This is a genomic window from Mycobacterium hubeiense (assembly GCF_002838065.1).
In the GTDB taxonomy this organism is placed as follows: Bacteria; Actinomycetota; Actinomycetes; order Mycobacteriales; family Mycobacteriaceae; genus Mycobacterium; species Mycobacterium hubeiense.
In genome coordinates, this window is record NZ_PIZU01000059.1 from 1 (window position 1) to 20,854 (window position 20,854).

At 66.7% G+C, this 20,854-nt stretch carries 21 protein-coding genes, 1 tRNA gene and 1 other RNA gene; 12 read left to right on the forward strand and 11 right to left on the reverse strand.

What is annotated here, in order from left to right:
• On the forward strand, positions 1-520 hold a 520-nt coding region (locus CWS39_RS26090), incomplete at its 5' end, for a transposase (RefSeq protein ID WP_199178313.1).
• A gap of 133 nt (positions 521-653) precedes the next feature.
• On the opposite strand, the gene recR is transcribed toward CWS39_RS26090, so the two are convergent.
• Positions 654-1,253 (reverse strand): recombination mediator RecR, encoded by a 600-nt coding sequence (gene recR, locus CWS39_RS26095; RefSeq protein WP_102145786.1) that lies wholly within the window; start codon positions 1,251-1,253, stop codon positions 654-656.
• Positions 1,246-1,578, reverse strand: coding sequence for a YbaB/EbfC family nucleoid-associated protein (locus CWS39_RS26100; RefSeq protein WP_102145787.1), 333 nt, complete (start codon positions 1,576-1,578; stop codon positions 1,246-1,248). Before CWS39_RS26100 ends, recR begins: the two co-directional genes overlap by 8 nt.
• A gap of 86 nt (positions 1,579-1,664) precedes the next feature.
• On the opposite strand from CWS39_RS26100, the gene CWS39_RS26105 reads away from it, so the two are divergent.
• Positions 1,665-2,408 (forward strand): Rv3717 family N-acetylmuramoyl-L-alanine amidase, encoded by a 744-nt coding sequence (locus tag CWS39_RS26105; protein WP_102145788.1) that lies wholly within the window; start codon positions 1,665-1,667, stop codon positions 2,406-2,408.
• On the opposite strand, the gene CWS39_RS26110 is transcribed toward CWS39_RS26105, so the two are convergent.
• Positions 2,405-2,842: an SRPBCC family protein gene (locus CWS39_RS26110; protein WP_102145789.1), complete on the reverse strand. Its 438-nt coding sequence runs from the start codon at positions 2,840-2,842 to the stop codon at positions 2,405-2,407. The two genes, CWS39_RS26105 and CWS39_RS26110, sit on opposite strands and share 4 nt — an antisense overlap.
• A gap of 68 nt (positions 2,843-2,910) precedes the next feature.
• Between CWS39_RS26110 and CWS39_RS26115 the strand changes: the two genes are divergently transcribed.
• Both CWS39_RS26115 and CWS39_RS26120 read left to right on the forward strand, forming a co-directional pair.
• The gene (locus CWS39_RS26115; RefSeq protein ID WP_102145790.1) at positions 2,911-4,290 is read left to right on the forward strand and encodes an FAD-binding oxidoreductase; all 1,380 of its coding nucleotides are present in this window, start codon (positions 2,911-2,913) and stop codon (positions 4,288-4,290) included.
• The gene (locus CWS39_RS26120; RefSeq protein WP_102145791.1) at positions 4,287-5,603 is read left to right on the forward strand and encodes a class I SAM-dependent methyltransferase; all 1,317 of its coding nucleotides are present in this window, start codon (positions 4,287-4,289) and stop codon (positions 5,601-5,603) included. The genes CWS39_RS26115 and CWS39_RS26120 overlap by 4 nt, the downstream gene beginning before the upstream one ends.
• A gap of 67 nt (positions 5,604-5,670) precedes the next feature.
• Here the strand turns inward: CWS39_RS26120 and CWS39_RS26125 are convergent, their stop codons facing one another.
• The 3 genes from CWS39_RS26125 to ffs all read right to left on the reverse strand — a co-directional run bounded on the left by CWS39_RS26125 (position 5,671) and on the right by ffs (position 8,875).
• On the reverse strand, positions 5,671-7,446 hold the full coding sequence (locus CWS39_RS26125; protein WP_102145792.1) for a DNA polymerase III subunits gamma/tau: 1,776 nt from the start codon (positions 7,444-7,446) through the stop codon (positions 5,671-5,673).
• Between the two features lie 20 nt (positions 7,447-7,466).
• Positions 7,467-8,747 carry an aspartate aminotransferase type Ic gene (locus CWS39_RS26130; protein WP_102145793.1) on the reverse strand — a complete coding sequence of 427 codons (1,281 nt, stop codon included), beginning with the start codon at positions 8,745-8,747 and terminating at the stop codon, positions 7,467-7,469.
• A 33-nt stretch (positions 8,748-8,780) separates the two neighbouring features.
• An RNA gene (gene ffs / locus CWS39_RS26135) (signal recognition particle sRNA small type) lies at positions 8,781-8,875 on the reverse strand.
• Positions 8,876-8,943: 68 nt separating this feature from the next.
• Here ffs and CWS39_RS26140 point away from each other — a divergent pair.
• From CWS39_RS26140 to CWS39_RS26155, 4 genes are all read left to right on the forward strand, one after another.
• Positions 8,944-9,029, forward strand: a tRNA-Ser gene (locus CWS39_RS26140).
• 72 nt (positions 9,030-9,101) lie between these two features.
• The gene (gene lucA, locus CWS39_RS26145; RefSeq protein WP_102145794.1) at positions 9,102-9,872 is read left to right on the forward strand and encodes a lipid uptake coordinator LucA; all 771 of its coding nucleotides are present in this window, start codon (positions 9,102-9,104) and stop codon (positions 9,870-9,872) included.
• An 80-nt stretch (positions 9,873-9,952) separates the two neighbouring features.
• Entirely contained in the window at positions 9,953-10,963 is a 1,011-nt protein-coding gene (locus CWS39_RS26150) for a S1C family serine protease (RefSeq protein WP_102145795.1), read from the forward strand.
• A 58-nt stretch (positions 10,964-11,021) separates the two neighbouring features.
• Positions 11,022-12,092, forward strand: a complete 1,071-nt coding sequence (locus CWS39_RS26155; RefSeq protein WP_102145796.1) for an NAD(P)H-dependent amine dehydrogenase family protein — start codon at positions 11,022-11,024, stop codon at positions 12,090-12,092.
• Here the strand turns inward: CWS39_RS26155 and lipL are convergent.
• From lipL to CWS39_RS26175, 4 genes are read right to left on the reverse strand one after another with little or no spacing between them, the layout of a single operon-like run.
• A complete protein-coding gene (gene lipL, locus CWS39_RS26160) occupies positions 12,089-13,369 on the reverse strand; it encodes an esterase/beta-lactamase LipL (protein WP_102145797.1) in 1,281 nt (426 codons plus the stop codon). The genes CWS39_RS26155 and lipL overlap by 4 nt on opposite strands.
• Positions 13,370-13,420: 51 nt before the next feature.
• Complete coding sequence (locus tag CWS39_RS26165) at positions 13,421-13,852, reverse strand: hypothetical protein (protein ID WP_233213704.1); 432 nt, start codon at positions 13,850-13,852, stop codon at positions 13,421-13,423.
• 16 nt (positions 13,853-13,868) lie between these two features.
• Positions 13,869-14,924, reverse strand: coding sequence for a non-homologous end-joining DNA ligase (gene ligD, locus CWS39_RS26170; RefSeq protein WP_102145798.1), 1,056 nt, complete (start codon positions 14,922-14,924; stop codon positions 13,869-13,871).
• A gap of 1 nt (position 14,925) precedes the next feature.
• Positions 14,926-15,975, reverse strand: a complete 1,050-nt coding sequence (locus tag CWS39_RS26175) for an ATP-dependent DNA ligase (RefSeq protein WP_199178314.1) — start codon at positions 15,973-15,975, stop codon at positions 14,926-14,928.
• 103 nt (positions 15,976-16,078) lie between these two features.
• Here CWS39_RS26175 and CWS39_RS26180 point away from each other — a divergent pair, with 103 nt between their 5' ends.
• The 4 genes from CWS39_RS26180 (at position 16,079) to CWS39_RS26195 (ending at position 20,335) form a co-directional block, all read left to right on the forward strand.
• Positions 16,079-17,146 carry an ATP-dependent DNA ligase gene (locus CWS39_RS26180; protein WP_102145799.1) on the forward strand — a complete coding sequence of 356 codons (1,068 nt, stop codon included), beginning with the start codon at positions 16,079-16,081 and terminating at the stop codon, positions 17,144-17,146.
• A 105-nt stretch (positions 17,147-17,251) separates the two neighbouring features.
• Positions 17,252-18,082, forward strand: a complete 831-nt coding sequence (locus CWS39_RS26185) for a mycofactocin-coupled SDR family oxidoreductase (RefSeq protein WP_102145804.1) — start codon at positions 17,252-17,254, stop codon at positions 18,080-18,082.
• Positions 18,079-18,891: a mycofactocin-coupled SDR family oxidoreductase gene (locus tag CWS39_RS26190; RefSeq protein WP_102145800.1), complete on the forward strand. Its 813-nt coding sequence runs from the start codon at positions 18,079-18,081 to the stop codon at positions 18,889-18,891. Before CWS39_RS26185 ends, CWS39_RS26190 begins: the two co-directional genes overlap by 4 nt.
• Positions 18,892-18,898: 7 nt before the next feature.
• A complete protein-coding gene (locus CWS39_RS26195; protein WP_102145801.1) occupies positions 18,899-20,335 on the forward strand; it encodes an aldehyde dehydrogenase family protein in 1,437 nt (478 codons plus the stop codon).
• 3 nt (positions 20,336-20,338) lie between these two features.
• Here the strand turns inward: CWS39_RS26195 and CWS39_RS26200 are convergent.
• Positions 20,339-20,854: methyltransferase family protein (locus CWS39_RS26200; RefSeq protein ID WP_431306187.1), on the reverse strand; the 516-nt coding region annotated here is incomplete at its 5' end.

The window sequence follows — 20,854 nt, forward strand, 5'->3', positions numbered from 1 at the left end:
GGATCGTCACCCAAATTCCACGCGACTCGGGACATGCTCCAGCACCGCGTTTGAAACGATTATCGACAAGGCCGCCGCAGCCGCGGTGCTCATCGACACCCACCGTCCCGACACCGCCGCCGACACCGGTGCTGGGATCGGAATCGTGCTCGCTGATGCCGGCTACCTGAGCACCGACAACCTCACTATGGCCGGACCGGACCGGCTCATCGCGGTCGGCAAGAGCCGCGAACTGGCGGTGGCCGCTCGCCAAAATCCCGCCAGTGGGCCGCCCCCGCCGGATGCCACCCCGATCGAGGCGATGGCACACCGGCTGCGAACCCCCGAGGGTCACGCCCTCTATAAGCAGCGCAGCCATATCGCCGAAACTCCGTTCGCCCACGCCAAACACAACCTCGGGTTCCGCCGTTTCACCAGCCGCGGAATCGACAGAGCCGCATCAGAATTCAGCTTCCACGCCCTGGTGCACAACCTGATCAAAGCCATCACCGCAGGTGCCCTCACCCCCGCGTTCAGCTAGGGATCAACCACCAAAGCCAGCCACGCCAGACTGTCCCCATTCCAGTACCGCCCCCACAGCCACTCCGAATCACACAATTCTGCAACAGCCCGTTTTGCGAGTAGCGGCCTCGATAACGACAGTTTCGCGAAAGCTAGGCCATCGCGCGGCGGCCCGCCAGCGCGCGGCCCAGCGTCAGCTCGTCGGCGAACTCCAGGTCACCGCCCATCGGCAGCCCAGACGCGATGCGCGTCACCGTCAGCCCCGGGATATCGCGCAGCATACGCACCAGATACGTCGCGGTCGCCTCGCCTTCGGTGTTCGGATCGGTGGCGATGATGACCTCGGAAATCTCCGATCCGGCAAGGCGATTCAACAGCTCACGGATCCGCAGTTGATCCGGCCCCACACCGGACAGCGGATCCAGCGCGCCACCCAAAATGTGGTAGCGGCCGCGGAATTCGCGGGTGCGCTCGACGGCCTGGACATCCTTGGGTTCCTCGACCACGCACACCAACGACGCGTCCCGCCGCGGGTCGCTGCAGATGCGGCAGCGTTCGTCGTCGGACACGTTGCCGCACTCGACACAGAACTGCACACCCTCCCGGACGCGGTTCAGCACCGCGGTGAGCCGGTCGATGTCGGGCGGCTCGACGCTCAGAAGGTGAAAGGCGATCCGCTGCGCGCTCTTCGGCCCGATACCGGGCAGCTTGCCGAGCTCGTCGATCAGATCCTGAACGGGCCCCTCAAACACCTGGTAATCCCAGCCCGCCCATCCCGCCGGCGAGCGGGCCGAGCCGATCGTGCGCCAGAATCGTGACTTGCTTCGACGCGTCGGCCAGCGCGCCGACGATGAGATCCTGCAGCGTCTCGACGTCCGACGGATCCACGACCTTCGGGTCGATCGACACCGCGACCACCTCGCCACTGCCCTTCATGGTGACCTGAACCAGACCCCCGCCGGCCTGACCATGCACCTCGGCGTTCGCCAGCGCCTCCTGCGCCTCCATCAGCTGCTGCTGCACCTGCTGGGCCTGCGCGAGCAGCGCTGACATGTCGGGCGTGCCTCCGGGTTGCATGACAGTCCCCTTGCGTCTTGGTCTCGACTTGGTTTCGCCGGGCGATTGAACTTCAAGCCTAGACGTCAGGACGCTAACTTGACGCCGTGCCTCTCCCCGCCTGCGTTCGTGTCGGAGTCGCCGGTGCGCTCGTCGCGGCGTCCACCCTCGTCGCCCCGGCCGCCTCGGCCGCGCCCGCGAATATCGCCGGCAAGATCGTCTTCCTCGACCCCGGCCACAACGGCGCCAACGACGCCTCGATCAGCCGCCAGGTGCCCACCGGCCGCGGCGGCACCAAGAACTGCCAGGAAACCGGCACCTCCACCGACGACGGCTATCCCGAGCACACCTTCACCTGGGACACCACGCTGCGCGTCCGGGCGGCCCTGACGGCGATGGGCGTGCGCACCGCGATGTCACGTGGCAACGACAACGCGCTGGGCCCCTGCGTCGACGAACGCGCCGCGATGGCGAATGCAATCCGCCCCAACGCGATCGTGAGCATCCACGCCGACGGCGGACCGCCCACCGGCCGCGGCTTTCACGTGCTGTACTCGTCGCCGCCGCTGAACAACGCGCAGGCCGGCCCCGCCGTGCAGTTCGCGCAGATCATGCGCGACCAACTGCAAGGCTCGGGTATCCCGCCGTCGAATTACATCGGCAGCGGCGGGCTGAACCCGCGCGCCGACATCGCCGGACTCAACCTGGCGCAATACCCGTCGATCCTCGTCGAGCTGGGCAACATGAAGAACCCGGCCGACTCAGCGCTGATGAAGACGCCGGAAGGCAGGCAGAAGTACGCCGACGCCGTGGTCCGCGGGATCGCGGCGTTCCTGGGGGCGCAGCGCTAGCTTTCGACTTCTTTCTTGAGGTTGGCCAGTACCTCGTCTTGAATCTTGCGCAATCCCAACGGCGCGAATGTCTTCTCGAAGAAGCCCTTGACGCCGCCCGCGCCGGTCCATGACGTCTTGACGGTGACGGACGAACCGGTTCCGGCGGGGGCGACGGTCCAGTTGGTCACCATCGTCGAGTTGGCGTCCTTTTCGATGACGGTGTGCCCTGCCACGTCCACGGTGGCCTTGACGTCGCGCACCCGCGATTTCGTCGCCTGCAGTTTCCAGGTGGCCACGGTGCCGGCGCCCTGTCCGCCCTCAAGCACCTGGTAGTCGCTGTAGTGCGACGAAAGGATCTTCGGGCGAACGGTCCGGTAATCCGCGATGGCCGACAACACCTTCTCCGGCTCGGCGTTGACCAAGACGGTGCTGGACGCGCTGACCTGTCCCATCGGTGAAGACTCCTTGATAGACGGTTGGTGCGGTCGCATCCGATGCGACCGCGGACTAGCGTATATGCGTGTCAGTTTCATCGACCGACGCACAGGCTGCGCATGCCGCGGGCGTGCAGCGGCTTCTTGCGAGCTATCGCGCCATCCCACCGTCGGCCACGGTGCGGCTCGCCAAACCGACGTCGAATCTGTTCCGCGCGAGGGCCAAAGCCACCGCCAAGGGGCTGGACACGTCGGGTCTGACCGGGGTAATCGCGGTTGATCCCGATGCGCGCACGGCCGACGTCGCCGGCATGTGCACCTACGAGGATCTGGTGGCGGCGACGCTGCCGTACGGACTTGCGCCGTTGGTGGTGCCGCAACTGAAGACGATCACACTGGGCGGTGCGGTGACGGGGCTTGGCATCGAATCCACGTCGTTCCGTAATGGTTTGCCGCATGAGTCGGTGCTCGAGATGGACGTCCTCACCGGAACGGGAGAAGTGCTCACCGCATCGCCCAACCAGCACGCCGATCTATTCCGAGCTTTCCCGAATTCCTATGGCACGCTGGGTTATTCGGTGCGGCTGCGCATCGAGTTGGAAACCGTGCGACCGTTCGTAGCACTCAAGCATGTGCGCTTCCATTCGCTGGGCGAGCTGGTGGCGGCGATGGATCGCATCATCGAAACCGGCGGCTACGACGGCACGCCGGTGGATTACCTCGACGGCGTGGTGTTCAGCGCCGACGAAAGCTATCTGTGCGTGGGCTTCCAGACGTCGACGCCGGGGCCGGTCAGCGACTACACCGGCCAGCAGATCTATTACCGCTCGATCCAGCACGCAGACGGTGTCAAAGACGACCGGCTGACGATCCACGACTACCTGTGGCGGTGGGATACCGACTGGTTCTGGTGCTCACGGGCTTTCGGCGCGCAGGATCCGCGCATCCGCCGGGTCTGGCCGCGGCGCTACCGGCGCAGCAGCGTCTACTGGAAGCTCATCGCCTATGACCGGCGGTTCAACATCGCCGACCGGATCGAGAAACGTAACGGCCGTCCGCCCCGCGAACGTGTCGTGCAGGACATCGAAGTGCCCATCGAACGCACGGCCGAGTTTCTGGAGTGGTTCTTGGACAACGTGCCCATCGAACCGATGTGGTTGTGCCCTTTACGATTGCGCGGCGACGACACCTGGCCGCTCTACCCGCTGCGGCCGCATCACACCTATGTCAATGTCGGGTTCTGGTCGTCGGTCCCCGTCGGCCCCGAGGAGGGCTACACCAACAGGCTGATCGAGCGTAAGGTCAGCGAGCTCGACGGGCACAAGTCGCTGTACTCCGACTCCTATTACTCCCTCGACGAGTTTGACGAACTCTACGGCGGGGAAGCGTATAAGACAGTTAAGAAGACCTACGACCCGGATTCACGTCTCCTCGACCTGTACGCGAAGGCGGTGCAACGGCAATGACGACGTACAAAGAAGACCACGCGCATCCGTCCACCCATAAGAAGCTGACACTGGCCGAGATCCTGGAGATCTTTGCCGCGGGCCAACTTCCGCTCAAATTCACCGCGTACGACGGCAGTACGGCCGGACCCGAGGACGCCAAGCTCGGCCTGGACTTGAAGACGCCGCGTGGTACGACCTACCTGGCCACCGCGCCGGGCGATCTGGGGTTGGCCCGTGCCTATGTAGCCGGTGATCTCGAGCCGCATGGCGTGCATCCCGGTGATCCGTACGAGCTGCTCAAGGCGCTGGCCGAGAAAATGGATTTCAAGCGCCCGCCGGCGCGGGTGTTGGCCAATATCGTGCGCTCGATCGGCATCGAGCACCTCAAGCCCATCGCCCCGCCGCCGCAGGAGGCGCTGCCGCGGTGGCGCCGCATCGCGGAAGGCTTCCGGCACAGCAAGACTCGCGACGCAGAGGCCATCCATCACCACTACGACGTGTCGAACACGTTCTACGAGTGGGTGCTCGGGCCGTCGATGACCTACACCTGCGCGTGTTATCCCAACGCCGACGCGACGTTGGAGGAGGCGCAGGAGAACAAGTACCGGCTGGTGTTCGAGAAGCTGCGACTCAAGCCCGGTGATCGCCTGCTCGATGTGGGGTGCGGCTGGGGCAGCATGGTCCGCTATGCGGCCCGCCGCGGCGTGCGGGCGATCGGCGTCACGCTGTCGAAAGAGCAAGCGACGTGGGCGCAGAAGGCAATCGCGGACGAAGGTTTGACCGAGCTGGCGGAGGTCCGCCACGGCGACTACCGCGATGTCACCGAAAGCGAATTCGACGCGGTGTCGTCCATCGGGCTGACCGAACACATCGGTGTGCACAACTATCCGGCGTACTTCGGATTCCTGAAGTCGAAGATGCGTTCGGGCGCACTGCTGCTCAACCACTGCATCACGCGGCCGGACAACAGAACAGGGGCCGCGGCGGGCGGCTTCATCGACCGCTATGTGTTCCCCGACGGGGAGCTCACCGGGTCCGGACGCATCATCACCGAGGCCCAAGACGTCGGGCTGGAAGTGCTGCACGAGGAGAACTTGCGCAACCACTACGTGATGACGCTGCGCGACTGGTGTGCGAACCTCGTCAAACATTGGGACGAGGCTGTCGCCGAGGTCGGGTTGGGCACCGCCAAGGTGTGGGGCCTGTACATGGCCGGTTCGCGGCTGGGCTTCGAGACGAATGTCGTTCAGCTGCACCAGGTTTTGGCGGTGAAACTGGACGAGCGCGGGGGCGACGGCGGCCTGCCGCTGCGGCCGTGGTGGACGCCGTAGCTCGCTGCGCGTCAACCGTTAAATGGAGGATTCGAGCCACTATTTGGCATGAATACTCCAGCTAGCGTCAGCTGCCATCAATGCGACGGGCGCCGAGCTCGTTCTGCAGCAGCTCCAGCGCCGCTTCTTCGGGATCGCGTCGCGGCGTGTCCGAATTGTCTTTGGATGCTTCGGCCATCATGGCCTCTTCGTCTTCATCGCACTGGGGTGCAGGCGGATCGACGATCGGCGCCGGGTCCGGCGAAGCCGCGCCGCCCACCTCGCAGCGGATCTTCCAGTCCACGCCGAGCGCGTCCTTGAGCGCCTCGCGGATGACGTCCGAATTGCGTTGCTCGCTCAGTCGTCTCGCCAGCGGCGCCGACTCATGGCTGAGCACCAGCGTGTCACCCTCGACAGCGCGCACCGTCGCACCCGCCAGCATCACCTCGGTGGTGCGGCTGCGCTGACGGACCTTGTCGCGCACTGTCGTCCACATACTGCGCACCGACGCTGCGTTCAGCTCGCCCGGCGCTGCCTGCACCGGCTCCGGCTCAACGACTTTCGGCTCAGGGGGCGTTTCCGGAGCCGGCTCTGGCGCAGGCTCAGGCTTGGCGGGCATAACAGCCTCCGGTGCAGAAACCGCCTTCGTCTTGCGGATGAACTGCTTCGGAGGACCGACCGGCGCGGCGGCGTCGCCCGCCGGGATCGACATGTCCATCCGGGTCTCAATGCGCTCGATCCGTTGCAGCAGCGCCGATTCGGTGTCGCTGGCCGACGGCAGCAGCAGCCGCGCGCACACCACCTCCAGCAGCAGCCGCGGCGCCGTCGCGCCGCGCATCTCACCCAGGCCCGCATGCACCACTTCGGCGTAACGGGTCAATGTCGCCGTGCCCAGACGCGATGCCTGCTCCCGCATGCGCTCCAGCACGTCCTCCGGTGCGTCGACCACGCCGCGGGCGGCGGCGTCCGGCACCGCCTGCAGCACGATCAGATCGCGGAACCGCTCCAGCAGATCGGTGGCGAACCGCCGCGGATCATGCCCGGCATCGATCACCGCCTCCACCGCCCCGAACAGCGCCGCGGCGTCGCCCGCCGCCAGCGCCTCGACGGCGTCGTCGAGAAGTGCAAGATCGGTGGCGCCCAGCAGCGCCAGCGCCCGCGGGTATGTGACTCGGTTGCCCTCGGCGCCGGCCAACAACTGGTCCAGCACGCTCAAGGTGTCGCGGGGCGACCCGCCGCCGGCCCGGATGACCAGCGGATACACCGCGTCGTCGACCTCCACGCCCTCCTGCGTACAGATCCGCTCCAGCAGTGAGCGCATCGTGCGCGGCGCCAGCAGCCGGAACGGATAGTGATGTGTACGCGAGCGGATGGTCGGCAGCACCTTCTCCGGTTCGGTGGTGGCGAACACGAAGATCAGATGCTCCGGCGGCTCCTCGACGATCTTGAGCAGCGCATTGAAACCGGCCGTGGTGACCATGTGCGCCTCGTCGATGATGAAGATGCGGTAGCGCGACTGCGCCGGCGCGTAGAACGCGCGGTCCCGCAGTTCGCGGGTGTCGTCCACGCCGCCGTGGCTGGCCGCGTCGAGTTCGACGACGTCGACGCTGCCCGGCCCGTTGGGCGCCAGCGCCACGCAAGAGTCACACACCCCGCACGGCGTAGGAGTGGGGCCGTCGACACAGTTCAGCGACCGCGCCAGGATGCGCGCCGAGGACGTCTTGCCGCAGCCCCGCGGACCGGAGAACAGATAGGCGTGGTTGATCCGGCCGGCGGACAGCGCCGTGGACAGCGGTTCGGTGACGTGCTCCTGCCCGACGACATCAGCGAATGTTGCCGGTCGGTACTTGCGGTAGAGGGCCACGTGAGCAGGCTACCGAGGCGCTACGACGACCCGGCGAGCAGCGACTCCGTCGCCGCGAGCAGCGCGCAGGTGGCCAGCCCCTCGATCGCCGCCCGCAACTCCGGCTCGGCGGGGAACGTCGGCGCGATCCGAATGTTGCGGTCCTCCGGGTCTTTTCGGTACGGGAACGTCGCACCGGCCTCGGTCACCGAGATTCCCGCATCCTTCGCCAGCGCCACCGTGCGCTTGGCGGTGCCGTGCAGCACGTCGAGGCTGACGAAGTAGCCGCCCTTGGGGTCGGTCCACGACGCGATCTTGGATTCGCCGAGCCGGTCCTCGAGGATCTCGGCGACAAGCCTGAATTTCGGAGCCAACAGCTGCTGATGCCGCTGCATCTGCAACAGCACGCCGTCCGCGTCACCGAAGAATTTCAGGTGCCGCAGCTGGTTGACCTTGTCCGGGCCGATCGACTTCTTGCCGGCGTACTGCAGATACCAGGCGATGTTGCCCAGCGAACCACCGAGGAAGCTGACGCCCGCCCCGGCGAACGTGATCTTCGACGTCGACGCGAACACCAACGGCCGGTTCGGGTGGCCGGCGGCTTCGGCCAGCCCCAGCACGTCGATCTGGCGCACGAAGTCGTGCGTCAGCGTGTGCACCGCGTACGCGTTATCCCACATCAACCGGAAATCGTTTGCTGCAGTGCGCATTTGCACGAGGCGCCGCACCGTCTCCCAGGAGTAGGTGACTCCGGTCGGGTTGGAATACACCGGTACGCACCACATGCCCTTGATCGCCGGATCCGACGCGACCAGTTCTTCGATCAGGTCGACGTCGGGACCGTCCTCGCGCATCGGCACGGTGATCATCTCGATGTCGAGGCTCTCGGTGATCGTGAAGTGGCGGTCATAGCCGGGGGCCGGGCAGAGGAATTTCACCGCCGGCTCCTTGATCCACGGCCGCGGGGAATCCACCCCGCCGTGCAGCATGGAGAACACCACCGCGTCGTGCATCATCTCGAGGCTGGCGTTGTTGCCGGCGATCAGGTTGGGCACCGGAATGCCGAGCAGTTCGCCGAAGATGGCCCGCAGCTCGGGCAGGCCGTGCAGCCCGCCGTAATTGCGGGTGTCGGTGCCGTCGCTGTCGCGGTACTCGTCGCCGGGCAGGCTCAGCAGGGCGTTCGACAGGTCCAGCTGCGCCGGAGACGGCTTGCCACGGGTCAGGTCGAGGGCCAGCCCCTTGGCCTGCAGTTCGGCGTAGTTGCGCTTCTGCAGCTCGTGCTGCGCGAGCAACTCGTCACGGCTGAGGGACAGAAACGACACCGCGCGCCTTTCACCGGTTTCGCCGTGGCTGGAATAAGGGGACCCCGCGCACCCGCCAGAGCCCATTGACCCTTGCTGCCTTCCGGCCCTGGGGGAGTTCACAGGATGGACGCCGCGCGGGGTCCACGGCGAGTGTAATACCTGCGGATCCAGCGGCTCGACGGGCGGCTTGGCCGGGTCGGCTACCATAGCCCGCGGAGGATTCGCCTAGTGGCCTATGGCGCTCGCCTGGAACGCGGGTTGGGTTAATAGCCCTCGCGGGTTCAAATCCCGCATCCTCCGCACTCGGTCCGGGGTGCGACCGGTTGAGCAGCAAAGGGTCGCACCCCGGCCAACAAAATCTCGAGGAGGAGTATGAGCCGCACTGTCGCGGTGATTTGGCACGCGTCGTTCTCACTCGCCGCCGGTGTCTTGTACTTCTTCTTCGTCCTGCCACGCTGGCCGGAGTTGCTGGGCGACACCCCGCACACCCTGGGCACCGTGCTGCGCATCGTCACCGGCGCGCTGATCGGCCTCGCCGCGCTGCCTGTGGTGTTCACGCTGCTGCGTACGCGCCGACCGGAATTCGGGACGCCGACGCTCGCGCTGAACCTGCGTACCGCGTCGATCGGGTTGCATGTGCTCGCCGGGGTGTTGATCATCGGGACCGCAATCAGCGAGATCTGGCTGTCGCTGGACAGCGCCGGACAGTGGCTCTTCGGCATCTACGGTGCGGCGGCGGCGATCGCGCTGCTCGGCATCTTCGCCTTCTACCTGGCCTACGTGGCCGAAATGCCGCCGCCTCCGCCGAAGCCGCTCAAGCCGAAGAAGGAGCGCGCGCGCCGACGCGGTCGCAAGGCCGCCACAGAGCCAGAAGAGACCGACGAGGCTCCTGAAGAAGCGGAAGCCGAAGAGGCCGAGGTCAGCGCCGAAACCGAGGCGGAAGTCGACGCCGAGTCGTCGGCCGAGGAAGCGCCGGCCATCGACGAGACCGACGAGACCGAGACCGACGAGACCGAGACCGACGAGAAGACCGAAGAAGCCGAGTCGACCAACGGCACATCGCGCAACCGTCGCCTATCGGGCAAATCCTCGCTGTCCCGTCGCCGCCGACGCTCACGCGGCGGCGTGGCCGTCGAGGACTGACCGCCGACATCGTCGCTGGCCAGCGCGCTTTCCGTAACGCTTTTTCGACAGCGGCCGATCTCCCAGCCAAGATGAAATGTATGGGCAGACTCCACGCGCACGGCTTGTTGACCGCTCTAGGAGCGGTCTTGGCGCTGGTTGCGCCGACGCACGCGGCTCACGCCGCACCCGCCGACCCGATCGCCGCCGCCGCCGCGGTTGAGCCGGCCGTCGTCCGCATCGACACGACCGTCGACTACCAGAACGCGTTCGGCATCGGCACCGGCATCGTGCTCGATCCAAATGGCGCGGTGCTGACGAACTTCCACGTCGTGCAGGGCGCCAACGACATCGACGCCACCGTGGCCGGCCGCACCTACCCCGCCGAACTCGTCGGCTACGACCGCGGCCGCGACATCGCGGTGCTGCAGCTCCTCGGCGCGACTGGCCTACCGGCCGCGCCGATCGGCGACTCCTCGAAGCTGGTGCCCGGTGAACCCGTGGTCGCGCTGGGCAACTCGGCCGGTACGGGCGCGCCGCTCGTGCGCGAGGTGGGCACCGTGACGGCGTTCGGTCGGACGGTGAACGCCGAGGACACGCTGACCGGCAGCTCCGACGAGCTCACCGGGCTCATCGAGTTCGAGGCGCCGGTGCGGGCCGGCGACTCCGGCGGGCCGGTCGTCAACAGCGCGGGACAGGTCGTCGGGTTGACGACGGCCGCGTCGGTCAATTTCCGGCTGGGTCCCGGCGGTGAGGGGTTCGCGATCCCGATCAACGACGCGATGGCGGTCGCGAGCCAGATCCGATCCCGGGTCCCGTCGGACTCGGTGCACATCGGACCGCCGACGCTGCTCGGCGTCGGCGTGCGCACGGCACCGCAGCGCGGACGCGGCGTGATCATCGAAGAGGTGCTGCGCGGCGGACCGGCCGACGGCGCCGGCCTGCGCGACGGCGACGTGTTGATCGCGCTCGACGGCGTGCCATTGGATTCCGCGACCACGCTGACGTATGTGCTGGACCGGCATTACCCCGGCGATGTCGTCGACGTGACGTGGATCGACGCGGCCGGCCAGGAGCGCACCGGCAAAGCCACCCTGGCGATGGGCCCGTAAGCGGGGCGCTTACCAAAAAGCCGCCGAGCAATCGGCTGTCCTTCCCTATGCTGAGCGAGTGCCAAACACTACTCAATATCGCGTCGTCCAGTGGACGACAGGCAACGTCGGCAAGAGCTCGGTGCAGGCCATCGCTGCCAATCCGAACTACGAACTCATCGGGTGTTACGCCTGGTCGCCGGATAAGGCCGGACGCGATGTCGGCGAGCTCGTCGGCATCGAGCCGCTGGGCGTGAACGCCACCAACGACATCGACGCGTTGCTCGCGTTGAAGCCCGACTGCGTTGTCTACAACCCGATGTGGATCAACGTCGACGAGCTGGTCCGCATCCTCGAGGCGGGCGTCAACGTCGTCGCGTCCGCGTCATTCATCACCGGGCACAACCTCGGCAGCGGCCGGGACCGCCTCGAAGAGGCGTGCAAGCGCGGCGGGTCGACGCTGTTCGGTTCCGGCGTCAGCCCGGGCTTTGCGGAACTGCTCGCCATCGTGGCGGCGACCGCCTGCGACCGCGTCGACAAGGTCATCATCGCCGAGTCCGCCGACACCACGCTGTACGACTCCCCCGACACCGAGCGGCCCACCGGCTTCGGCACCGCGATCGACGACCCCAACCTGCCGCCGATGGCCGAGCAGGGCACCGCGGTGTTCGCCGAAGCGGTGCAGCTGGTCGCCGACGCGCTCGGCGTCGAGCTCGACGAGATCAAGTGCGTATCCGAATACGCCCAGACCACAGAGGATCTCGTGATGGCGTCGTGGACGATCCCGGCCGGGCACGTGGCGGGTGTGTACGCCAGCTGGCAGGGCATCAAAGACGGCAAGACGGTCATCGACATCAACGTCCGGTGGCGCAAGGGCCAGACGCTGGAACCCGACTGGCAGCTCGACGGCGACGGCTGGAAGATCACCATCGAGGGACGACCCACGGTCAACATGGCGGTCGGCTTCCTGCCGCCGCAGGACATGATCGAGAACGCGAAGTCGCTCGAGGACTTCTTCGTGCTCGGCCACATCATGACCGCGATGCCGCCGATCCACGCGATCCCGGCCGTCGTCGCCGCACCGCCGGGCATCGTCACCTACAACGACCTGCCGCTGCCGCAGGCGCGCGGGGTGGTGCCGAAGGGTTAACGCCGTCCGGCCGCCCGCTTCTTCGGCGCGGCGCGTGTCGCACGGTACGCCGCGCCGAACTGCGGCACCTCCATGACGCCCGCATGACGCGCAGACTCGATGGCGCCGCGCAGCGGTCGGGCGAACGCCGCGAATGCGGCCATGTCGACCACCATCGGCGTCAGCAGCCGGTTGTGGACGAAGCCGTACGCGCTGCCCGTCTCGGGGTTGGCCCAGCCCAGGGTCCCGCCCAGGCCGATATGTCCAAAGCCCTTGAGCAGCCCAGGGATCGGCGATTCGTGGTAGCCGAGGTGAAACGGCATCGGCACCCCGATGTTCAGGTCGGGCCAGGCCCGGGGCTTGCCCACCAGACCGCGCACCAATTCGGTTGACAGGAACTGCTTTCCGTCGATGCGTCCGTCGTTGGCGATCGCGGCGTACATCTTGGCCAGCGAACGGGCGGTGACGACGCCGTTGGCGGCGGGGACTTCGCCGTCGAGGAACGGGATATCGCCCCGCACGAAGGATGTGATGCCCGGAAAGTACATCGCACCGAGTCCGCCGGTGAAGGGCAGCCCGGCAACCTTGGGAGCGATGAAGTCGAACAGCGGATTGCCCCGGCCGCCCTGCGGGATGAGGATCTGTGCGACCTTCGTCGGCGCATCGGCAGGCGGGCGGCCAAGATGCAGACCGTCGTTGTTGAGCGGACGCGCCAGTTCGGTGCGGAACAGCTCGCGCATGCCCTTACCCGTCACCGCCCGCGCCAGGCCCGACAGCAGCCAGCCGTAGGTCAACGCGTGATAGGCCGGCATGCCCAGCAGATGATCGGCCGACGCGGCTGCCAGCCGCTTTTCCATCAGAAGGTGATCCATCAAGTCGTCCTTGGTGGCGCCCTTCAGATGCGACAGCCCCGAGCGATGCCGCAGCACATCGCGCACGGTGATCTTCGCCTTGCCGTTGGCGGCGAACTCCGGCCAATACTCGGCGACGGGTGCGTCGTAGTCGATCAGGCCACGGTCCACCAGGCGGTGGATCACCGTCGTCGCCACACCTTTGGTCGCGGAGAACACCATCGCGCCGGTATCGGCGGTCCACAGGTCCTCGCCGGCGCGGTCGGACCATCCCGTCCAGACGTCGACGACGGGCGTGCCGTCGATGTACACCGACAGCGCTCCGCCGCCGAATCGGCGGCCGGGGAACAGCTGCGCGAACAGCCGCACCACGCCACCGAAGCGCGGATCGGCGGCACCCTGCACACCACGCGGAAGGCCGTCGTTGGCCCGCAGCAGCGGCGTCATACCGCTAACAATGCGTCCCGGCCCGCCGTCCTATCCGCGAAAACGCAATATTCAACCCACAATCTGGGTGACCGCGGCCTGCAGACGAGCACCCGGCGGGCCCTCGACAACGACGTCTTTCATGATCTCGGCCTGCTGCTTGTGGACAGTGAACTTGCCGGGCTGCGGCTGATGGCCACCCCGCACTACGTACTCCACCGTGAACGGCTTGTCCGGTAACGGGTGCTGCCCAAAGTATTTCGGCTCGATCGTGTACTTGTACACGCAGCTGCCCGACGGTGGACAGTTCTGCTCGGTGACGACCACGCCGATGCTGAACTCGAACGGCGTGGGCACCTTCGGCGCCCGCGCAGGCGCGCTCGGCGGTTGCGTCGGGGCCGGTTGAGGGTCGCCGAAGATCATGGCGACCGCGATGCCGATACCGCCGACGACCATCGCGCAGATCGCTATCGCGGCGGACCATTTGCGGATCCAGGTGGTCAAGGTGCGTCGGTCGATTTCAGTCGCCCTTCACCCGGTTGCCGTCATCACCCCAATTCGCGGCGACCTTCTTGCTCGGCTGCACGCGCGGCGGTTCGCCCGGCATCTTCGGATAACTCGGCGGGTACGGCATGTCGCCGAGCCCGCGTTCCTCGTCGGCCTGCACCATGTCCAGCAGCACGTCGATCGACTGTGCCTTCGCATCGATATCCGCCCACGGATCCGCCTGTCGCGCAACACGCTCCGGCACGGTAGCGATGGTGTAGTCGTCGGGATCCGCGTCGGCCAGCTCCTCCCAACTCAGCGGCGTCGACACCGTGGCGATCGGGGTCTTGCGCGCCGAGTATGCGGAGGCGAAGGTGCGGTCGCGGGCGTTCTGGTTGTAGTCGATGAACAGCCGCCGGCCGCGTTCCTCCTTCCACCACGACGTAGTCACCGCGTCCGGCGCGCGCCGCTCGACCTCGCGGGCCAGCGCGATGCCGGCGCGGCGCACCGCGATGAAATCCCAGTCGGTCTTGATGCGCAGGAACACGTGCACGCCGCGACCGCCGGAGGTCTTGGGATAGCCGACGAGCCCGAGTTCGTCGAGCAGGGGTTTGAGCACATCGCACGCGATGGTGCTGGCTTCCCTGAACCCGGTGCCCGGCTGCGGGTCGAGGTCGATGCGCAGTTCGTCGGGGTGCTCGGTGTCCGGACAGCGCACCTGCCACGGATGCAGTGTGATGGTGCCCATCTGCGCCGCCCAGACGATCGCCGACGGGTGAGTGACTTTCAGCGCGTCGGCGGTGCGCCCGGACGGGAACGTGACGCGGCAGGTCTCCAGGTAGTCGGGATGCTTCTGCGGCACCCGTTTCTGGTAAATCTCCTCGCCGTCGATGCCGTCGGGGAAGCGCTGCAGATGCGTCGGCCGGTCGCGTAGCGCATCCAGCATCGGACCGCGGGCGACGGCCAAGTAGTACTCGACCAGCTTGCGTTTCGTCCCGTTCTTGCCCAGCTTGGGGTAATAAACCTTGTCCGGGCTGGTCAGCCGGACTTTCACGCCGTCGACGTCGAGTTCTTCTGCGGCGCTTGCCATGTCAAGACTCCAGCACGTCGTAGAGGTCGTAGTTCAGCGGCACGTCGAGCTGGTCGAAGGTGCAGCTGCGCGGCTCACGGTCAGGGCGCCACCGCACGAATTTCACAGCATGCCGGAATCGTTGGCCGTGAACAGTGTTTCCCTCCATCTGGTCGTAGGCCACCTCGCACACCTTCTCCGGCCGCACCGGGATCCAGCGCTTGTCGGCGGCGGAGTTCCACCGGCTGGGTTCGCCGTCTCGTTCGTCGCCTTCCCGCAGCGGTTCGAGGTCAGCCAGCAGCTTCAGCCGGTCCTTCGCGGTGAAAGATGCGGCGCCGCCGACCATTTGGAGTTCGCCATCGTCGCGGTACAGGCCGAGCAGAATCGAGCCGATGCCCTCGCCGCTCTTGTGGATCCGGTAGCCGATGGCCACGCAGTCGGCGTCGCGGGCATGTTTGACCTTGACCATCTCCCGCTTGCCCGGCACATACGGCCCGTCCAGCTTCTTGGCGATCACCCCGTCCAGGCCGGCGCCCTCAAATGTGTTGAGCCACTGTGCGCCGAGCTCCGGGTCTTCGGTGGTGCGGGTGACGTGGCACCACTGCTTCTCGGTGACGGCCTCAGCCAATGCTTGTCGACGGACCCGGAACGGCTCATCCAGTAGCGACCTGTCTCCGATGGCCAGCGCGTCGAAACCGATGAAGTGCGACGGCGTCTGCTCGGCCAGCATCTTGACGCGGCTGGCGGCGGGATGAACCCGCTGCGACAGCGACTCCCAGTCCAATCGGATCCGCCCGCCGATTTCGCGTGGCACCACGATCTCGCCGTCAAGGACGCAGCGCGCACTCGTTTCCTCGCGTAGCGCATCGAGCAGTTCGGGGAAGTACCGGCCGAGGTCCTTGCCATTGCGCGACTGCAGCACCACGTCGTGGCCGTCGCGGAACACCAGCGCCCTAAAGCCGTCCCACTTTGGCTCGTAGGACCAGACACCCGCATCGTCGGGCACTTTCGCCTGGGCCTTGGCGAGCATCGGCTCCAGCGGTGGCAGTACGGGCAGGTCCACGGAATCCACACTCACATAGACCACCGAACCCCGGCAATGTCATCGGCGGCTTTACGGGTTGATTACTCTCACCTGGCGCGAGTAATCCACCCGTTAAAGGCGATGTCTCCCGATGAAGCTGCCCGTCATGCCGCCGATCTCGCCGATGCTGGCCAAATCGGTTCGGTCCATCCCGCCCGGCGCCTCCTACGAGCCGAAGTGGGACGGCTTCCGGTCCATCCTGTTCCGTGACGGCGACGAGGTGGAACTGGGCAGCCGCAATGAGCGGCCGATGACCCGCTACTTCCCGGAACTGGTCGAAGCGGCCACCGCCGAGCTGCCGCAGCGCTGTGTAGTCGACGGCGAGATCGTGATCGCCTCCGATCGCGGCCTGGATTTCGAGGCGCTCCAACTGCGCCTGCATCCCGCCGCCAGCCGCGTCACCATGCTCGCCGAGCAGACACCCGCGTCGTTCATCGCGTTCGATCTGCTCGCCCTCGGCGACGACGATTACACCGCGCGGCCGTTCAGCGAGCGCCGCGCCGCCCTCATCGACGCACTGGCCGGCTGCGGCCCGTCCATCCACGTGACCCCGGCGACCGCTGATCTGGCGACCGCGCAGCGCTGGTTCGACGAATTCGAGGGCGCCGGCCTCGACGGGGTAGTCGCCAAGCCGCTGACATTGACCTATCAGCCCGACAAACGCGTCATGTTCAAGATCAAGCACGAGCGCACCGCCGACTGCGTGGTCGCGGGCTACCGCGTACACAAATCCGGCGCCGACGCCGTCGGCTCGCTGCTGCTCGGCCTCTACAAAGAAGACGGCACACTGGCCTCCGTCGGCGTCATCGGCGCGTTCCCGATGGCGACGCGACGTCAGCTCTTCACTGAATTGCAGCCGCTGGTAACCACTTTCGACGCACACCCGTGGAACTGGGCCGCGCACATGGCCGGCGAGCGGACACCACGGCGCAACGAAGGATCGCGATGGAACGCCGGCAAGGACCTGTCGTTCGTGCCGCTGCGCCCCGAGCGGGTGGTCGAGGTGCGCTACGACCACATGGAAGGCCAACGGTTCCGCCACACCGCGCAGTTCAACCGCTGGCGTCCCGACCGCGACCCGCGTTCCTGCACCTACGCCCAACTCGAGCAACCGGCCATCGTCAGCCTTCGCGACATCGTCCCGGGACTCGGCGCGTAGCCGCCCCCTTGCCGTCGCCGAGTAACCACGTTACCGTACCGTGTAACGCAGTTACTCAACTCACTGCAGGCCGGCGATGTGACCGGCGCGACGAAGCGAGGATCGATGGGTTCTTTGGACGGCAAGGTCGCCTTCATCACCGGTGTCGCCCGCGGGCAGGGCCGAAGCCACGCCGTGCGGCTGGCTGCAGACGGCGCCGACATCATCGGCGTGGACATCTGCGCCGACATCCCCTCCAACGGCTACCCGATGGCCACGCGCGAGGAGTTGGACGAAACCGTCGCGCTGGTGGAGGCGCAGGGCGGCAAGATGGTCGGCTCGGTCGCCGACGTCCGCGACTTCCATGCACTCAAAGCTGCTCTCGATGCCGGGGTGGCGCACTTCGGCCGCCTCGACATCGTCTGCGCGAATGCGGGTATCGCGTCGATGGCCTTCCGCGAGTTGACGATCGAAGAAGACCTCGAACAGTGGACCGACGTCGTCGACGTCAACCTCGTCGGCGCATTCCACACCGCCAAGGCGGCGATCCCGCACCTGATCGCCGGAGAACGCGGCGGGTCGATCGTGTTCACCAGTTCAACCGCCGGATTGCGAGGCTTCGGCGGTTTGCAGGGCGGCGGGCTGGGTTATGCGGCGTCCAAGCACGGCATCGTCGGACTGATGCGGACATTGGCCAATGCGCTTGCACCCCATAGCATTCGGGTCAATACCGTACATCCGACGGCCGTCAATACGATGATGGCGGTCAACCCCGCGATGACATCGTTCTTGGAGAACTATCCCGACGGCGGGCCGCATCTGCAGAACCCCATGCCGGTCAGCTTGCTCGAGCCGGAGGACATCAGCGCCGCGATCGCCTACCTGGTGTCCGACGACGCGAAATACGTGACGGGCGTGACGTTCCCGGTCGACGCCGGCTTCTGCAACAAGCTATGAGCGCCTCGAACGGCCGCGTCGCCGGCAAGCGGGTTCTGGTCACCGGTGCGGCGCGGGGCATGGGCCGCAGCCACGCGGTGCGGCTCGCCGAGGAGGGGGCCGACCTCATCCTGGTCGACATCTGCGAATCCCTACCTACGCTGGAGTATCCGCTCGCTTCACCGGAAGATCTCGAAGAAACGGCCCGCCTCGTCGAGAAGCACGACCGCCGCGCCATCACCCATATCGTCGACGTGCGCGACTCCACAGCGCTGGCGGCAGCCGTCGATGACGGTGTTGAGCAGCTCGGCGGCCTGGACGCGGCGGTGGCCAACGCCGGCGTACTGACCGTCGGCACGTGGGACACCACCACGCCCGACCAGTGGCGAACTGTGCTCGACGTCAACCTGATCGGCACCTGGAACACCTGTGCCGCCGCGTTGCCACATCTGGTCGAGCGGGGCGGCAGCCTGATCAACATCAGCTCGGCCGCGGGGCTGAAGGGCACGCCGCTACATCTGCCGTACACGGCGTCCAAACACGGCGTCGTCGGGTTGAGCCGCGCCCTGGCCAATGAGCTTGCCGCCGTGAATGTTCGGGTCAACACCGTTCATCCCACCGGCGTGGAAACGGGCATGCGCCCGGAATCGCTGCACGAGTTGCTGGCGGACAAGCGGCCCGACCTGGTGCCGGTGTTCCTCAACGCCATGCCCATCGTGATGGCCGAAGCGATCGACATCAGCAACGCGGTGCTGTTCCTGGTCTCGGACGAATCCCGGTTCGTGACGGGCATGGAATTCAAGGTCGACGCCGGGGTCACCATCCGGTGAGCGCGTCATGACAGTCGGTTTACTCGTCGGCGGTGAGCGAATCACGCAGTCCACCGGTGGATCTCACGAGCACATCTATCCGGCCACCGGCCAATCCAACGAGACCGTCGCGCTGGCCGGCTCGCAGGAGATCGACCGGGCAGTGACCTCGGCGTGGGAAGCGCACCGCGCGTGGATGGCGCTCACGGTGGATCGGCGGCGCGACATGCTGATCGATCTGGCCGATCTCGTGCACGAGCACCTCGACGAGCTCGCTCGCCTCAACGTCGACGACTATGCGGTGCCAATCTCGTTCGCCGGCACCGCTCTTCTGCTGGAGCGGTTTCTGCGCCACTACGCCGGCTACGTCGACAAGCCGCACGGCGCAAGCACGCCCGTCAACGGGTCCTTCGACGTCAACCTGATCGAGCGCGAGCCCTACGGCGTCGTCGGTGTCATCACCCCGTGGAACGGCGCGCTGGCGGTTACCGCGTCCTGCGTCGCGCCGGCCTTGGCGGCGGGCAATGCCGTTGTCCTCAAACCCTCGGAACTGGCGCCGTTGGCCGCGCTGCGGTTCGGCGAACTGTGTCTGGAAGCCGGCCTGCCGCCGGGGCTGGTCAATGTCGTGCCCGCGGGCGCCGCCGGCGGGGATGCGCTGGTCCGCCACGCCGGCATCCGCAAAGTCCATTTCACCGGCGGCGGGGCGACCGCCCGCAAGGTGCTCGAAGCGGCGGCAACCAATCTGACACCGGTCGTCGCCGAACTCGGCGGGAAATCGGCCAATCTCATCTTCGAGGATGCCGATCTCGATGCCGCGGCGGTGTTGTCGGCGCATCAGGGGCCGCTCATGCAATCCGGCCAGAGCTGTGCCTGCGCAAGTCGGATTCTCGTGCACGAGTCGGTCTACGACACCTTCGTCGACAAGTTCCTCAGCGTCATCGGGACCGCGCAGGTGGGCGATCCAATGGACCCTGCGGTGTCCTTTGGGCCGGTGATCAGCCAATCCGCGGCGGACCGCATCCTCGCGACGATCGACGAGGCGGTGAGCCATCGCGCGGGGGAGCTGCTCGTCGGCGGAAAGCGGTTGGGCGGCAAGCTGGCCCGCGGTTACTACATCGAGCCGACCGTGTTCGGCGCTGTCGACAACGCGTCAGCCCTGGCGCAGACCGAGACCTTCGGACCGGTTGTCTCGATCATGCGTTTCCGCGACGATGCGGAGGCCGTGCGCATCGCCAATGACACGGTGTACGGGCTGAATGCGTTCGTGCAGACCAACGATCTGGCGCGGGCACACCGGGTGGCCCGCCAGCTGGAGGCCGGGTCGGTGTGGATCAACCAGTTCAGCGACATGTCGCCGCAAGGACCGTACGGCGGCTACAAGCAAAGCGGATTCGGTCGCACCGGCGGCGCCGAGGGGCTGCACGAGTTCCTGCAGATCAAGAACATTCGCATCGGCATGCGCTGACCCTCATGACGAGGTCAGCTCCGTCGGCGCAGCGTGGCGCCTGCGCAGACCCGGAACCAGCATCGGCACCGTCTGCCGGTACGCGGCGTAGCGCGCGCCCAACGTCGTCATGAGGTCGCGCTCTTCGAGCTGCACAGCGACCAATATGTAACCGGTTGTGGCCAAAGCGAACAGCAGGTGCCCGGCTGTCATCGTCGGCGCCGCCCAGAACGCGATGAGGAAGCCCAACATCAGCGGATGGCGCACAACCCGATAGAACATCGTCGCCCGAAATCCGGTGTCGGAGTCGGGTTGTGCTCGCCACGCAGCGAACACCTGACGCAGCCCGAACAGCTCGAAGTGGTTGATCATGAACGTCGCTGTGAGCACAATCGCCCAGCCCAGCCAGAACAGCGTCCACACCACCGCTCGCCCGGGCTGATACGTCACCTCCCAGATGACGAAGGGCATCGTGCGCCACTGCCAAAAAAGCAGTGCCAAAACGAGGCTGAGGTTGTCCCGGTCTTCGTGGAATTTGAG

Coding starts and splice junctions, on each gene's coding strand:
- CWS39_RS26120 (WP_102145791.1), top strand. CDS start 4,287: ATGACGACGTACAAAGAAGACCACGCGCATCCGTCCACCCATAAGAAG.
- CWS39_RS26180 (WP_102145799.1), top strand. CDS start 16,079: ATGAAGCTGCCCGTCATGCCGCCGATCTCGCCGATGCTGGCCAAATCG.
- lucA (WP_102145794.1), top strand. CDS start 9,102: ATGAGCCGCACTGTCGCGGTGATTTGGCACGCGTCGTTCTCACTCGCC.
- CWS39_RS26150 (WP_102145795.1), top strand. CDS start 9,953: ATGGGCAGACTCCACGCGCACGGCTTGTTGACCGCTCTAGGAGCGGTC.
- CWS39_RS26110 (WP_102145789.1), bottom strand. CDS start 2,842: ATGGGACAGGTCAGCGCGTCCAGCACCGTCTTGGTCAACGCCGAGCCG.
- lipL (WP_102145797.1), bottom strand. CDS start 13,369: ATGACGCCGCTGCTGCGGGCCAACGACGGCCTTCCGCGTGGTGTGCAG.
- CWS39_RS26100 (WP_102145787.1), bottom strand. CDS start 1,578: ATGCAACCCGGAGGCACGCCCGACATGTCAGCGCTGCTCGCGCAGGCC.
- CWS39_RS26195 (WP_102145801.1), top strand. CDS start 18,899: ATGACAGTCGGTTTACTCGTCGGCGGTGAGCGAATCACGCAGTCCACC.
- CWS39_RS26185 (WP_102145804.1), top strand. CDS start 17,252: ATGGGTTCTTTGGACGGCAAGGTCGCCTTCATCACCGGTGTCGCCCGC.
- ligD (WP_102145798.1), bottom strand. CDS start 14,924: ATGGCAAGCGCCGCAGAAGAACTCGACGTCGACGGCGTGAAAGTCCGG.
- CWS39_RS26190 (WP_102145800.1), top strand. CDS start 18,079: ATGAGCGCCTCGAACGGCCGCGTCGCCGGCAAGCGGGTTCTGGTCACC.